Here is a 14,354-nt window from a genome sequence, read left to right on the forward strand (position 1 = left end):
GCTGTGGGTACGGGCGTCAAGGGTGCGCTGGCCCAGGTTCGATTACGTCGCGGGGATTGTCTCTCTGCCGCTTGGCGAGGCTTTCGCGCACGAGTTCCTGTGCCTCCCGTGCGGTCAGATCCAGGAAGCCCGCCGGCCAATCCTCGCCGAGACCGCCGTACACGTTGATCTCCGGCTCGCGATACCGGGTGATGCCATCCTCGTTCTCCGCGAACACGAGCCCGACTAGAGCGTGCGCTTCATTGGACTCGTCCTGAGCAATCCGGTACCGCAGCCGATTGACCAGATGCTCGCTGTGCGTTTCAAGCACGATCTGACGGCCAGACCTAGAGCAGGCGAGTAGGAAGTCTGCGAGGTCCTGCTGGAGCCTTGGATGCAGATGCAGTTCTGGTTGTTCGAGAACGACCAGCGTGCCGGGCTCGGCGAGGAGACAGAGAAGGATGACCGGCAAGACTTGGCTGACGCCAACCCCCACAGACGTCAGGTCGACTTCACGCTCGAGCCCCTTCGGCGTGACACTCAGTCCGATGCCGATGCGACCCCGATCCTCCGATCGAGCGTTCTCTGCCAAGTCGAATTCGCGTAGCCAGTAGTTCAGTGCCGCGTCGAGTCGGCGTTGTTCACCATGACCCGTGGGCGTCGGCATGAGCACGCTGCGATTCGCTTGTGCGTGGAGCACCGCTGCGGAGTACTCACCTCGCACGCCCAGATCCAGCTTGGACGGGCCGGGGTCGTAGAGAACGTGAGGCGCTTCGCGGAGAGGACCGAGATAGCGCACCGCCGAGCGGAAGAAGCGCTGGGACGCAAAGCCGCACCGAGCAAGGGCCTCGCCCGCTGGACCCGATTGCTCGACAAGGACTTCGTCGTCGATCCAGTGTTCCTCACTCAGCTCCTCGCGCAGCAGCTGCCGGAACGTCGCCTCGCCCAAGTGAACCATGCTTCGGCCGACCGTTCGACGCTGATCAGCGGACAACTGCCCGATCCGCCGATACAGCACTCGGTCGAACTCATCACCCCACGCTTCGAATCCTCGGGTGAACGGAAGCTCTCTACTCGCCACGTGTGCATCGCTCGAGTCGAGTGACTCGAGGTCGGTTCGGGCTTGAGCGATCGCTGCCTGTGAAGGCCTCTTCGGCTGTCCCTTCTCGGCAACCTCAGCCTTCTGTTCTTGCAGCTCCTTGCTGAGCAGGTCTTGCGCGGTGTTCCACCAGACCTCTGCCCGCCGATCGAACAGGCCAACGCGTCGCAGCAGGGAGTGGGGCACTCCTCCCCCCAGGACAACGGCGTCGATGGCGCTTGATGCACCGGATTCCCAGTCCTGCACGCGCCCCGTCGCACCGATGGCCCGTCCACTCGGGAACGGCAGACGGCCCCGTCTGCCGATGAAGCGGAGGCCTGTCGAGGAATCCGCTGCCGTCGTGAACTCGCTGACGTCGCACGAAAGCAGTCGGGTGATCTCACCGTCGCTGTCTGGCCAGAGTGAACCGATCTCGATCTGCAGAGCGCTCAGGTGTGCGAACCCGCTCGTTGACCCGTCCTCTCCATCAGCAGCTTGAACATCAGTGACATAGGCCCGCCAGAGGAGCTGTGTGAGTGGCCGCTCGTCCTCGTCCGCCTGTGTCGGGAACCTTCCAAATGGGGAACCTGCGTCGACGAGCTCGAACGCAACCTGCATCGGTTCGTTGGGTCTCGTGGTCAGGAAGTTGCGAGTTTCATCGAAGGTCCCGAGGCGGACGAACTCGCCGTTCAGCGGGAACTCTGCGGTGCTGGTACCAGCTCGCACGGCCTGCGTGACTGCCAAGATTGCCTGGAGCAGGGTGCTCTTACCCGAGCTGTTCGCACCGACCACAACGGTGAGCGGGCGCAGGTCAACCGACGCCTGCGCAACCGACTTGAAGTCCTGGAGCTCGATCCTTCGCAGTTGGTACGGGTGATTGATCATGCTGCTGTTCGTTCCCCGAGGAGATGCACCTCGTCGAAGGCCTCATGACCGGGTCTGTGGACAGCCCCTGCGGACAGCAGGCAGCGACGCGTGACGTCGGAGCGACCGGCTGGTGCCTCAGTTGAGACCTCGGCCGCCAGCCCCCACGCAAGCGTGGCAAGCTCGAGGGCAAGATCAGACTCTGGGCTCGGTGTCGGGGGATCTTGCGCCAGCATCTCAGTCAGGAGGTCGTCGGAGATCGTCAGCCGACGTGACCGGCGTGTTGATCGCCACTCCCAGAACTCCTGGACGACCTCGGGGCCGTCGGTAGCACCGTCGAGCTGGCCTTGACGCAGCAGCTCAGGGTCGATCTCCCAGACGGTGCCGCCATCAATGAGTACCGCTGTGCACTCGCGAGTCAGGGTGCGGAACACCGACCCCTCATCGGCCTTGAATGCCCACCGGCGGTCGCTCTCTCCAGTGAGAGCAGATCCGCTCAATATCTCGTTGCCCTGGGCGCGCTCGGTTGCCGGATTGCCGAGTGCGATTGAGTTCAGTGCCTCGAGAGAGCTCTCGCCCAGACGGCCGACCAAACGATCGACCTGGAAGGTCCAGGCGACACCACGAAGGTCGGTTTGGATGACGGCGTCGTAGGGCGCTCCGCTCGTGGAACTCGGAACGACGCCGTCGACGCTTGTGGCGAGTTCCGGAGCGCTGTGGACCAGCACCACGTCAGCGAACTCGCTTGTTGGATCGACACCGACGACGAGGCACAGTCGTCGCGTCCCGGCCGCACCCTCCCGGCATGGAGGCTGCACAATGCGCATGTCGCCTCTCGAGATTCGACGCGTCGCACCATCGCTGAGCGAGCGCGCAGGCTCCAGATCTTGGCTGCGGCGGTGGGCCTCGACCGCAGATCGGATGGCGGCGGGGACTTCGGTCATGCCGTGCCTTCCTCCAGTCCGTCTAGCCCGTCCTCGAGCCGTGCCAGCTCCTCGAGTAGCGCGCGCACAGCTTCGCCGTGGAGTTCTTCTGGAAGCTCTGCGATGAGTTGACGTTCGACTATCGCGAGAACCTCGGACTTGCGGTCGGCGATCCATGGACGCGAACGGCCTGTGCGACGAGCCAGCTCTCCGTCCGAGGTGTCCTGGCTCTTGCCGAGCAGGACGACCCGGTGGGTGTCGTCGAGCTGAGCGATGACGTTGTCGATCAGGGTTGGCATGGCGGCACGGTGGGGCTCGATTTCTGGCGTCGACTGGGAGCGATAGTTCTCCTCGCCTTCGCGAAGGACCGTTGGCAGCCAGGCTGTCAACGCGATCTCGAGAATCCTGCGAAGGTCGGAGATGAGGATGCCCCCGAACTCGTTGAGTAACTCCCTCAGGAGGAGGCGCAGGTTCTCGCCGTTGTAGACCTTCGACTCGCGTACGCCGCTCGGATTGGATGGGATCCGAGGCACGGGCCCAATAAGCGCGACAGCCCGCTGGACCTCTGCCTCCGTGAGAGAGCGAGGATCGCGGGCGATGCCCCGGACCTGGACAAACCTGTCCGAGCCGAGCTGAACGGTCTCGATTGCGTCGCCTTCGAGCGCCTTGTCGATTCGCATCAAGAGCCGGTCGACCACCGTTGTCGACCGTCGACGTGTCAATACTCTCCGAACCTGGAATGCAAGCAGTCGCGCCAGAGAGTCCTCGTCCGTGGCGAGGTCGAGGACGTACTCGAGTTGGTTCTCTCCGAGTAGGCGCCGCAGGGTCACCTCCTGGGCAAGATCGCGTAGCGATTCCTCCGACCACTCCTCGCTGTTGTTGAACGTCGCTGGCGGGTACTTGCGCGCCACCCGGCCACAGACAGCGAGAAAAAGCTCCCAAAACAACGGCCCGATGCCGTCGCGGCGGCACTCTCGGCGGAGCTCGTCGAAGCTCATAGCCGCAGGGTCCGTTCCATCTCGGCGCGGAGCGTGGACTCCTGCGGCTCATCACAGGAGTAGTTGTCGTCACAGAGAGACGACACGGGGACGACTACGCGAATCCGAAAGTCGATCCATCCATCTTCGTCCAGCTGGCAGCGGCTGAAGTCGGATGCGTGATCGTGGGCCGGGTGCGCGTAGGTCGAACGGACCGAGGCGGAGCGCGCGAAGAGGGCGGTATTGGGGCCGTACTTGGTCGCTAGGACGACGCGCCGGCCGGCCCCCCCGTGCTTCTCGGAGAAGATGCCGCCGTCCTCCCGCCGGACGTCTTCGTGTGGCACGCAGAACCAATGTCCTGGTCCGTAGTTGAACTCCGGTCCGAGCTGGCGCCTGATGCTTGTCCAGTCGCTGTCCATCCTTGCCGCCAATACCGCCCGTCATGGCCGGCGTGACCTTACGTCACGTGATCACGAAGGATCGCCTCTCCGAGGCGATCAGCGGGGCGGGCGGAGACCGCGGGGAAGCGGCTGGGCATGGACGACGGCGAGCTCCTTGTTGGCGCGGGTCAGGCTCGTATAGAGGACGCCCTGCCTTCCGACGTTCTCGGGGAAGTCCCTAGGCTCCACGACGACCGCACCGTCGAACTCGAGCCCGCGCGCTTCGTCTGGGTGAAGGATGACGACAGTCGCCCCGTCCCACGTCCAGCTGTGTTGATAGCGGCCGCGAATCCAGCCGCGCTTTCGGAACTCGACCAATGGCGGCCTCGGCTCGGTGGAGATGACCGCCACCATCCCCGTGTGGCGGTTGGCGAGGTCGATAGCCGCGTCGACGGCCGCAGCAGTACGTCCGTCGGCGGACACCCTCGTAATGGTGGGTTGCGGTCCGTTTCGGAGCGCCTGCTCCCCCCGTTCACCGCGAGGCAGCAGTTGGTTTGCGAAACGGAGGATTTGCTGCGTTGACCGGTAGCCCATCTGGAGCACATGGATGTCGCAGTGCCCCGTGTCGTCGGTCATCTCGAGATCCACTGCGAGCTTCTGCCAAGACGCCGCAGTCCAGTCGGACCGCCGCTGGTTCATCTCGCCGAACAGCGAGAGCGAGCCGCCATGCTCAAGCAGCGAACTAGTGAGAATGCGCCATTCCAGGGGGCGAACATCCTGTGCCTCGTCGACGATCAGGTGCCCGACCCACTCACCAATCGCGCTGGGGTCGAGCGACAATGCAACCGTGGCAAGCATCGGCAGGTAACGCACCTGCCCAGAGATCTCGTTCCAGCTGGGCAGACCTCGAAGCCAAGCCAAGACCTCGGCGTCACCGATCTCGGATTCGCTGGCGTGCTTCATGGCCTCGACGACGCGACGAACACGCTGGTCGATGCGACCCGACGCGGGTCGATCATCCATCGATCTCACGAACTGGTCGATCATCCTGCCGAGGGCCCAGGACGATTCGATCCGTCCGATGGGTCCCGGCTTCAGAACGGACCGAAGCCCGGCGACTTTGCGCAGCAGGGCTGGAAGACTGAGGACCCGGATCTCGGCCTCCGGCTCCTTCAATTCAGAGACGATCGGCGCCACGTGCTCGACGTAGTGATCGGACGGTCCGACGATCGCGATACGGGCGACCCGTTCCGACTCTCGCTCGCTGCTCGTGAGGTAGACGGCCCTGTGGGCAGCGACAACGGTCTTGCCCGTGCCCGGCTGACCCTGCACCACCAGCCCTCGGTTGCCGGCGGCGGCAACGAGCTGGTACTGGTCGGGCTGCATCGTTGGCAGAACCGCACCCATGCGGCCCTGCTTCGGCATCTGCATGACCTTGACGACCGCATCGGCCGCACGAAGGTGTTCCAGGCGAGTGTCGACTTCTCTCGCGATCTCAGCTACGAATGGCTCGGACGGTTCGATTCTCGGCGGTTCGTCGAATTCGGCGGCCTCTGGCTCAGGCGGTGTTTGCTCCTCCTCTGTCGGCTCAACCGTTGGCCGGCGTCGCATCGGCGCCGCCGGGATCTCGAGGGCACCTGCCCGGCCCTTGAACGGGTCTGCGACGGCGGTCTCGATCTCATCGGTGTAGTCGACGAGATCGGCGAGGCGAAGTACGAACGTTCGCCTTCCGGTTACGGATGACGCTATCGGGTACCCCGATGAGCGGCCCTCGAAATACAGGCTTGCGATTGGTGCAGCCCAGTTGACCGTCTCGAAACCGTCCTTCTCCACGCGCCAGCCGGCGATGTAGAAGGTCTGGCCCATCACGTCGGAGTAGGGGTGGTCGTCCTCGAGTGCTACTCGGCCGATGACGGCAGCGGTCGCGCCGCGGTCGATGCCCGGCCGAGGGAGCGAGGAGGTGGTCCACTGCTGACTCTGGACGACGGCGATCTGCTTGACAAGGTGGGGCTGCTTGTCAAGCAGGCGCTCGATCTCGGCCAGATACTGCTCGTTGACCGCGCGTTCGGCGTCCAGTTCGGCTCGGTGGTCTTGGTCATGCTTCGTATCGGTCATTCGGGTGTCACCTCTGCAACGCAGACTGCGATCGTCTCGACGTCCATGCGACCATGAAGGCTCTGCTCGAGTCGTTCCTGGGCTTCCCGCAGCATTCGGTCCTGATTCGACCGCTGGGCTTCCTGGAGGTGGATCACCCCGGTGCTCCCTCTCTCCCTCAGGGTCTCGATGCGTCGCTCGATCTGGGCGACCTTCCGAGCGTGGGTTTCCCGCAGGCTGATGCGCCGAGATTCAACGAGCGCGGTGTTCATTGCCTGGCGACGATGGGACTCTTCTTCGTGTCGTTGCCGAAGTGAACGCTCGGCTTGCCCAAGACTTGCGTCGAGGTCCACGCCAATTCGCGCCTCTCGCTCTTCAAGCTGAGACTCTGCGAGCGCAACCAAGACCGTCGACCCCACGTCCTCACTCGTTAGGACTCCCGCATCGAGGTCGACCGCCGCCGTCCAGAACTCGACCGACGGCCGGAGCCCGACCCATCTGGCCACAGCCACGAGGACGAAGTACGAGCCCGGCGTGACCGTGCTGCTCTTGACTCCGATATGACCGAAGCGCGCCTGGGATGAACCGGGAACGCGAAGCGCCGCTCGCACCAGCGGATTGGTGGCAGAGAGGAGGTGCTGGCCCGTCTTGCGAGCGTGCTCCGGATCAAGACAGAGCACCACGTCACTCTCGTCGAGCATCGCCTTGGCCAGCACGTCAACCTCGGTTCGCGATCGCTCACCTGCAGACTGCACACCTCGTAGGTGCAGCTCCATCGCTGCGTTACCGCGGAGCGTGAGGTGGGTGCCGCCGCTGTCCACCTCGCAACGCGCCCCAGGTGCGCCCGCAGCCCAATCGCGTAGCAGGTGGACTAGCTCGGGCTGGCCGATGTACCGGCCGGACTCGAGGAGGTCTTCCTCCAGACCGTCGATCTCTGCCGTGTCGGTCGAGGACAGGAAGGAGGCTGCGACTTCGACGTCGTCGATCGCGAGCCGCTGTTCCTCGATCGCCGCCAGCATCTCGCTGAGCCGACGTTCGCGTTCGGGTTCTGTCAGAGAGAAGTCGAACATTGCACGGCGCAGATCTCCCATCCGCGACTGGAGGATCGGTTCGAGCTCACCGATGGAGTCCGTGAAGACGCCGATCCGCTGATGCACTCTCTCGATGATGTCGGACTCGATGGTTCCGGGAGTGTGGAAGTTGAGGACAAGGATCTTCTCCTCGATCTGACCGAATCGGTCGACCCGGCCGATCCGTTGCTCGACCTCCATTGGATTCCAAGGGAGGTCGTAGTTGACGACGGCCGAGCAGAACTCGAAGTCGAGGCCCTCGCTCGCGACTCGGCTCGCAAGGAGAACGTCGAAGTCGTGGTCGCGGAATCTTCGCATGATGTCGTGCCGGGCCTCGCGGCCGACCCCGCCGTGCATGACCGCGATGCGGAAGCCCGCGCTCAGACGTTCGCTGAGGTACGCCAACGCTCGCCGAGAGAAGGTGAACACGAGCACTCGACGACCGCTCTCGACGACCGGCCGGAGATGTGCGAGGAAGGCATCGAACTTGGTGTCGACCTCGCCCAGGCTGCGCGCTAGCTCGAGCACCTCGGCCGGGGGACTCGTGATGTCCCACGAAACGTCGTCGTCTGTTCCATCGAGGTCTTCGTCTCCCAGCTCGTCTCGCCAGTTCAAGACCCGGTCCCGGGCTGCTGGAAGGCAGGTGCTCGCAAGGCGAAGAGGCATCTGGGTCACGAAGCCGACCGGCAGCCGCAAGGCTCTAGCCCGATCGATCTGCCACCGCTCGAATGCGGCGTAGAACTCGGCCTCCGGGTCGGTCCACTCGACGGAAATCGGGACTGCTTCTCTCACCACCTTCCGCTCTTGCACTTCGACTTTCCGCGTGCGCGTTACGACAGCGGAGAGCGCGTGAGCTGACCGATGAGCCGCTTGGCTTGGGCGATCTGTGGTGCCAGCAAAGTCTCGCTTTGGAGAAGTGTCACCAGTTCGCTGTACTCCGGTCGGGCCGAGACGGCGGGACCGAAGTCCAGTGACTCGACGGCTTTCAGCCGCCGAAGGCGCTCGGCATTCGTCACGTCGACGTCGAAGAAGCTGGCGCTCAAAGCGTGGAGCACAGCGTTGGGCTCCAGCCGCTGCTCCAGGACGAATCGGTTGTCGAACTCGCCGGGCGCAAGGAGCTGGAGCAGGCTGAAGAGGTCGTCGTTCCCCAGGTTCAGTGGAGTTGCCGACAGGAAGATCAGCGCGTCAGCCCAGTCGGACAGCAGCGCTCCGAGCGCGTGGCTCCTGGTTTCTGAATTGCGAAACGCGTGCGCCTCGTCGACGACAACCAGATCGAATCGCGGGGCAAGCTCGGCGAGATCCTCGAGACCGGACCACACTCGAAGCCGCTCGAGGCTGCAGACGCCAGCAAACCGCGATGGCATCCGGTCCTCGTCGATTCGTTCCAGCAGCTCATCGAGCCGGGGCCGGTCGAGGTCCTGAAGCTCGTAGTCGAAGCGCTCACGCATCTCCGCGCGCCACTTGGGAACGAGCATCGAGGGGCAGACGACGAGAACTCGGTCAGCCTGCCGCCGGGCATCGAGTTCGGTCCAAACGAGTCCCGCTTCGATGGTCTTCCCGAGCCCGACCTCGTCAGCGATCAGAAGGCGGAGGTGGCCTGTCTCGAGAAGTCGGATGACAGGGCGGAACTGATACGCGCGGAAGATCGTCTTGGTGGCACGAAAGGAGTAGACCGTGTCCGTGAGTTGCTCTCGGAGCTTCGCTCGAGTGAGCGTGGCCGCAAAGCGGTCAGCATGGGCCGGTGGGCGGGCGATCCACTCGTAGGGATCGTCGTCGATCTCCGGAGGCTGGAGATCGCGTTCAGCGACGGTGACGGTGCGTCCTTCGACGCGAATGCGGTACCACCATTGGCCACGGTCGTAGTCGCGGTCGCGCACGACCGCCTCCTGTCCGGATCCACGCGTGAAGGCGGGCGAGTTGACCTCAAAGAGCGGCCGGGCGATGTTGTCTGCATCGTCCCACCAGACACCCATCCAGTCGTAGGCAGAGAGGAGCGGATGCGACTCCGCCGTCCAATCGATCTGGGCGGGTGTGGCCGGGGCACCGCCTTCGGTTACGACCATCACCTCGACCTGTGCTCCATCGTCGAACACGTAGACGCCCATCGGTAGCTGAGCCTCATCGGCGTCACGCCGGCGCGCGGTGGTGGAGATGGCAACCGAGTCCGGGACGCGCTCACCCACGACCAACATCCGACGCGGCCGCACGGAACCAACCTCGCGGTCCGCGTCCCCCACCACCGGGTGGTATCGCAGGTAGCCCGTCACTGTTTCACATCGTCCTCGCTAGAGCGCCCACGCGTGAATGAAGGCGCGCAGTACAAGGAAGTGTCAACGCTATGGAGACCGATCGCGAAATTGCCGGTCTCCGTTGACAAGGTCGGCCGGGGAGGCGCGGGAAGCCACAGCGCATCTAGCCGAGATCCAGATTGGGCCTACCTGAGAGCGGGCGCGGTCGGTTCGGCGGGCACGGCGTCCATGCTGTCGCGAACATCAACGACCCGAAGTCCCGAAACGGCGGCGACATCCCGAATCGCCTGCTGTATGGCATCCCAACGGGTCGGGGCCTCGCGGTCGAACTCAACCGTGCGTTGTCCGATGCTGGCGTCGGTACAACCCGCCTCATAGAGCGCTTCGAGGTTGGCGTCGTTGAGCAGGTCACAACCCTCGGTGACCAGCACAAAGTGGTGGACGGCATTGCAGTCCGCCGAAGATGGCTGAATCATGTCCCCTCACAGATTCTCTGGCACCGCCTGATGCGTCCCCTGATTCTACGTGCCTCGTTGCTGCCGCTTCGAGGGGTGCCCGATACGGAGACCGCGCAGTCCAAGTGCCCGCTCTGTCCGAAGTGAGGACAGAACGCCTTGCCTCAAGCGTGTGCTGAGCGGCCTCGGGATCGCTCGATCCGCCAGCCCGCCTCGCCCATTGCCTCGATGGCGGCGTTGACATCCTTGTCGGGATGGCGGTCCGTTCCATGTGGCACCGAGCGAGAGTACGGAGGTAAGCACTCCTCGTGCGAACCAATTTTCGTGGCCGATGCTGTCGTGCCAAACAGCGAGAGCCGGCTCGCGGCACATCCTGCTGTGATCTTTCGAGCGGGCTACTACAGCTGCAAGTACGTATCGAGGCCGATGGTGACGCCGGGGTAGTCGGGGATCGACTTGCAGGCAAGGAGCACGCCCGGCATGAACGACACACGGTCCAAGCTGTCGTGGCGGATGGTGAGCGTTTCGCCTGCCGTGCCCAGCAGCACCTGTTGATGGGCTACCAGCCCTCGTAACCGGACCGAATGCACGGGGATACCACCGGGTCCTTTGCCGCCTCGGGCGCCTGGCAGCACCTCGTCGCGGGTGGGATCGGGCGCCCAGTCATCCGATGCTTCGGCCATCTTGCGCACTGTCGCCATGGCGGTGCCCGATGGAGCGTCAACCTTGTTGTCGTGGTGGAGCTCGATGACCTCGGCCGTCGGGAAAAACGGCGCAGCCAACTCGGCGAACCGCATCATGAGCACAGCCCCGATCGCGAAGTTGGGTGCGATCAGGCAGTTGCTCTGGGTGAACTCGGCGCGGCATCGCTCGAAATCGTCCGGATCGAGACCGCTGGTGCCGACTACGGCATGGACACCGTTCGCCGCACACCACGCCAGGTTCTCCTTCGCCGCAGCAGCAACCGTGAAATCCACGGCGACGTCGACGCTCGCCGGATCGACAGCTGCGGCAGCGGCCACGATGTCGATGCTGTCAGTGACATCGCGCTGGCCGGGCGCACCGGGGTCCACCCCGGCGACGAGCTCCAAATCGGCATCGGCTGCGACCGCCTCGCAGACGGTGGCACCCATGCGTCCGCCTGCGCCGAACACCAGCACTCTCACTGACGTCACGCTAGTAGCGCGCTTCGTCGCGGGCGGAACGAATTGCTGTGGATGCGACGTGTGCCGGCCCAGTTGGTGGGCCGGGCCTCAATCGCTAACGGCGGCCGCGGCGACGACCCGAGCCCCGCCCGGTCTGCTCGACCTCTGGTCCCAGATCACCGTAAGTGTCCCGTGCAATCTGCTCGAAGTGCTCGCCGAACGACACGTCCTCGCGGGCAGTACCGCTCGGCGCCGATGCACCAGCAGCCGTGGCCGCGTCGTTGTCATCGCCGCCAGCAGCGGACGAATCGGCGCTACCACCAGCAGGCACAGATGCAGCCTCGGGCGTGCGCGAACGGCGTGTGCCGTTCTCGCGACCGCGTTCGCGGCGTGGCCCCGAAGACTCGCCGGCTGCACCAGCGCCGTCGCCGCCTGAGCCGTCGTCGCCGACCTGGGAGGGGTCTGCGGGTGACAGGCTGATCTTGCCGTTGGGATCGATCTCCTCGACGATGACGCTGATGACGGCACCCAGTTCGAGCACCTCTTCGACCGAGCTCAGCCGGCGTTTGCCGCCGAGCTTGGAGATGTGCAGCAAGCCGTCGGTGCCGGGCAGCACGTTTACAAAGGCACCGAACTTGGTGATGTTCACCACGCGACCCTCGTAAGTGGCCCCGACATCGGGTGTCGGCGGGTTGACGATCAACCGGATCTGCCGCTCGGCCTCTGCCACGACCTCACGGTCGGTAGCGCCGATGCTCACGGTGCCGACCGTGCCGTCATCGTCCACATTGATGTCGGCGCCGGTCTCTTCCTGGATGGAATTGATGACCTTGCCGCGCGGGCCGATGACCTCAGCGATCTTGTCGATCGGGATCTGGAAGCTGGTGATCTTCGGCGCCATCTCGCCGACGTCGGGCCTCGGCTCGGGAATCGCTGCGCGCATGACCTCGAGGATCTGCAGGCGAGCCTGTCGGGCCTGGCCCAGCGCCTGGGTCAGCACCTCGGCAGGAATGCCTTCGATCTTGGTGTCGAGCTGGAGCGCTGTGATGGCGTCTTGCGTACCCGCAATCTTGAAGTCCATGTCGCCGAATGCGTCTTCGGCGCCCAGGATGTCAGTGAGCGTCACGTACTGACCGTCGGCATACACGAGGCCCATGGCCACACCGGCGACGTGATCGATGATCGGCACGCCGGCGTCCATGAGCGACAGCGACGATGCGCACACCGAACCCATCGAGGTGGACCCGTTGGAGCTGAGCACGTCGGATACCAGCCGGATGGTGTACGGGAAGTCTTCCTTGGACGGGACGACCGGGAAGATGGCACGCTCAGCGAGTGCGCCATGCCCGATCTCGCGGCGCTTGGGGCCACGCATGAATCCGGCCTCGCCGGTGGAGTACGGCGGGAAGTTGTAGTGGTGCATGAAGCGGCGCCGGTCCTGAGGGTTCAGGGTGTCGACGATCTGCTCCATCCGGGACATGCCCAGCGTGGTGACATTCAGCACCTGGGTCTCGCCGCGCTGGAACAGCCCCGAGCCATGAGCGGTGCGCCCGAGGTAGCCCGCAACTGACGAGAGCGGCCGAACCTCGTCGGTTGCCCGCCCGTCGATGCGAAAGCCGTCCGCCACGATGCGCTCTCGCACGATCTCCTTAGACAGCGACCTGACGGCGGCCGAGATCTGATCCTTGGCGCTGTCGAGGTCCGCGAATTCTTCGGCCACTTCGGCAATCACTGCCTTGCTGGTCACCGATTGTGCAGCCTCGCGTTCGGCCTTGTCGGCGATCGCCATCACTTCACGCATGCGATCGCCGGCGACTTCGCGCACGCGATCGAGCACCTCGTCGGAGCAGTCCTTGGTGGAGGTGTACTCCATTGGCTGGATCGGGCCGGAGGCTTCTTCGACCAAGCGGCGCAGCGACTTCTGCATCTCGATGATGTCGTCGATCCACTGCTTGGAGGCCTCAAGTCCGCTCGCGAGCACTTCCTCGGTGACCTTCGGTGCGCCCTGCGCGTAGTACGAGAAGGACTTCTCGGTGCCGCCGGCCTCGACCATCATCACGGCGATGTCGCCGTTGGAGAGTTGGCGACCGGCCACGACCATCTCGAAGGTGGCGGCGTCGGACTCTTCGTGGGTGGCGAACGGGATCCATTCGCCGTCGGTGGAGTAGGCGATCCGCACGCCGGCGAGCGGGCACTCGAACGGGATGCCGCTCAGCCACAGGGCCGCCGACGCACCGTTCAGCGCGACAATGTCGTATTGGTTGACGTGGTCAGCGCCGAGAATCGTGCCCACCACGTGGGTGTCGTGGCGGTAATCGCTGGGGAAGTTGGGTCGCAGCGGGCGATCGATCAGCCGGCAAGTCAGGATCGCATCGTCGGACGCACGCCCCTCTCGCCGGAAGAACGAACCGGGAATCCGGCCTACCGCGTACATGCGCTCCTCGATGTCGACGGTGAGCGGGAAGAACGACGCGCCCTCGCGTGGACGGCTTGACGCCGTTGCGGTGACGAGCACTTGCGTGTCGCCGATGCGGGACGTGACCGCCCCGTTTGCGAGGCCGGCGAGCACGCCGGTCTCGAAGGTGATGGTCTTGTCGGTGCCCGCGATGGGACCGGTGACCGAAATGGCTTCAGCCATGTCTGCTCCTGTTGTGGTGACGGGACCTTCCCGCCTGTTGGTTGATGTTCATCAGATGATGTGCGACCCCGACGTGCAACCGTTGCAGCGACCGGCTAGCGGCCTTCGCTGCATGTGAGAACGGATGCGGCCGGAGACCCGCGTCAGCGCCGGAGGCCGAGCTTTGCGATCAAAGCTCGGTAGCGCTCGACGTCGTTAGCGACCAGGTAATCGAGCAACCTGCGCCGACGTCCGACGAGCTTCAACAGCCCTCGGCGGGTGTGGTGGTCTTTGCTGTGGGTATTGAGATGTTCGGTGAGGTGCTCAATGCGAGCGCTCAACTGAGCTACTTGCACCTCTGGCGATCCGGTGTCGGCCTCCGAATGACGATGTTCGTCAATTGTCGAGGCCGCTGGGCTTGATCTCTTGGCACTCATGCCGTTGCTGTATTTCCTTTGTGGTGGCGTCACGTGGGGGTGAGGTGCCCGCTGCCGCGACGCGGCTGGTCGACCCAGCCCTGCTG

Annotated in this window: 11 protein-coding genes; all 11 read right to left on the bottom strand. The window is 64.5% G+C overall.

Features of this window, described 5'->3' with window-relative positions:
- Window positions 1-16: 16 nt before the first annotated feature.
- The 11 genes from ACOOHB_RS08790 to rpsO all read right to left on the bottom strand — a co-directional run bounded on the left by ACOOHB_RS08790 (window position 17) and on the right by rpsO (window position 14,268).
- Entirely contained in the window at window positions 17-1,942 is a 1,926-nt protein-coding gene (locus ACOOHB_RS08790) for an AAA family ATPase (protein ID WP_420444409.1), read from the bottom strand.
- The gene (locus ACOOHB_RS08795; protein WP_420444410.1) at window positions 1,939-2,865 is read right to left on the bottom strand and encodes a hypothetical protein; all 927 of its coding nucleotides are present in this window, start codon (window positions 2,863-2,865) and stop codon (window positions 1,939-1,941) included. The genes ACOOHB_RS08790 and ACOOHB_RS08795 overlap by 4 nt, the downstream gene beginning before the upstream one ends.
- On the bottom strand, window positions 2,862-3,842 hold the full coding sequence (locus ACOOHB_RS08800; protein ID WP_420444411.1) for a hypothetical protein: 981 nt from the start codon (window positions 3,840-3,842) through the stop codon (window positions 2,862-2,864). The genes ACOOHB_RS08795 and ACOOHB_RS08800 overlap by 4 nt, the downstream gene beginning before the upstream one ends.
- Window positions 3,839-4,240: a hypothetical protein gene (locus ACOOHB_RS08805; RefSeq protein ID WP_420444412.1), complete on the bottom strand. Its 402-nt coding sequence runs from the start codon at window positions 4,238-4,240 to the stop codon at window positions 3,839-3,841. The genes ACOOHB_RS08800 and ACOOHB_RS08805 overlap by 4 nt, the downstream gene beginning before the upstream one ends.
- A gap of 78 nt (window positions 4,241-4,318) precedes the next feature.
- Complete coding sequence (locus tag ACOOHB_RS08810; protein ID WP_420444413.1) at window positions 4,319-6,316, bottom strand: hypothetical protein; 1,998 nt, start codon at window positions 6,314-6,316, stop codon at window positions 4,319-4,321.
- The gene (locus tag ACOOHB_RS08815; RefSeq protein ID WP_420444414.1) at window positions 6,313-8,157 is read right to left on the bottom strand and encodes a helicase-related protein; all 1,845 of its coding nucleotides are present in this window, start codon (window positions 8,155-8,157) and stop codon (window positions 6,313-6,315) included. The genes ACOOHB_RS08810 and ACOOHB_RS08815 overlap by 4 nt, the downstream gene beginning before the upstream one ends.
- Before the next feature lie 38 nt (window positions 8,158-8,195).
- A complete protein-coding gene (locus ACOOHB_RS08820; RefSeq protein ID WP_420444415.1) occupies window positions 8,196-9,548 on the bottom strand; it encodes a DEAD/DEAH box helicase in 1,353 nt (450 codons plus the stop codon).
- Between the two features lie 251 nt (window positions 9,549-9,799).
- Window positions 9,800-10,090, bottom strand: a complete 291-nt coding sequence (locus ACOOHB_RS08825) for a hypothetical protein (protein WP_420444416.1) — start codon at window positions 10,088-10,090, stop codon at window positions 9,800-9,802.
- 377 nt (window positions 10,091-10,467) lie between these two features.
- Window positions 10,468-11,235 (bottom strand): 4-hydroxy-tetrahydrodipicolinate reductase, encoded by a 768-nt coding sequence (gene dapB, locus ACOOHB_RS08830; protein ID WP_420444417.1) that lies wholly within the window; start codon window positions 11,233-11,235, stop codon window positions 10,468-10,470.
- 94 nt (window positions 11,236-11,329) lie between these two features.
- Entirely contained in the window at window positions 11,330-13,852 is a 2,523-nt protein-coding gene (locus tag ACOOHB_RS08835) for a polyribonucleotide nucleotidyltransferase (protein ID WP_420444418.1), read from the bottom strand.
- A 143-nt stretch (window positions 13,853-13,995) separates the two neighbouring features.
- Complete coding sequence (rpsO, locus tag ACOOHB_RS08840; RefSeq protein ID WP_420444419.1) at window positions 13,996-14,268, bottom strand: 30S ribosomal protein S15; 273 nt, start codon at window positions 14,266-14,268, stop codon at window positions 13,996-13,998.
- Window positions 14,269-14,354: the final 86 nt, after the last annotated feature.

Origin of the sequence: Candidatus Poriferisodalis sp. (genome assembly GCF_965215815.1) — a bacterium.
Taxonomy (GTDB): domain Bacteria; phylum Actinomycetota; class Acidimicrobiia; order Acidimicrobiales; family Poriferisodalaceae; genus Poriferisodalis.

Coding starts and splice junctions, on each gene's coding strand:
- ACOOHB_RS08790 (WP_420444409.1), bottom strand. CDS start 1,942: ATGATCAATCACCCGTACCAACTGCGAAGGATCGAGCTCCAGGACTTC.
- ACOOHB_RS08795 (WP_420444410.1), bottom strand. CDS start 2,865: ATGACCGAAGTCCCCGCCGCCATCCGATCTGCGGTCGAGGCCCACCGC.
- ACOOHB_RS08800 (WP_420444411.1), bottom strand. CDS start 3,842: ATGAGCTTCGACGAGCTCCGCCGAGAGTGCCGCCGCGACGGCATCGGG.
- ACOOHB_RS08805 (WP_420444412.1), bottom strand. CDS start 4,240: ATGGACAGCGACTGGACAAGCATCAGGCGCCAGCTCGGACCGGAGTTC.
- ACOOHB_RS08810 (WP_420444413.1), bottom strand. CDS start 6,316: ATGACCGATACGAAGCATGACCAAGACCACCGAGCCGAACTGGACGCC.
- ACOOHB_RS08825 (WP_420444416.1), bottom strand. CDS start 10,090: ATGATTCAGCCATCTTCGGCGGACTGCAATGCCGTCCACCACTTTGTG.
- ACOOHB_RS08835 (WP_420444418.1), bottom strand. CDS start 13,852: ATGGCTGAAGCCATTTCGGTCACCGGTCCCATCGCGGGCACCGACAAG.
- rpsO (WP_420444419.1), bottom strand. CDS start 14,268: ATGAGTGCCAAGAGATCAAGCCCAGCGGCCTCGACAATTGACGAACAT.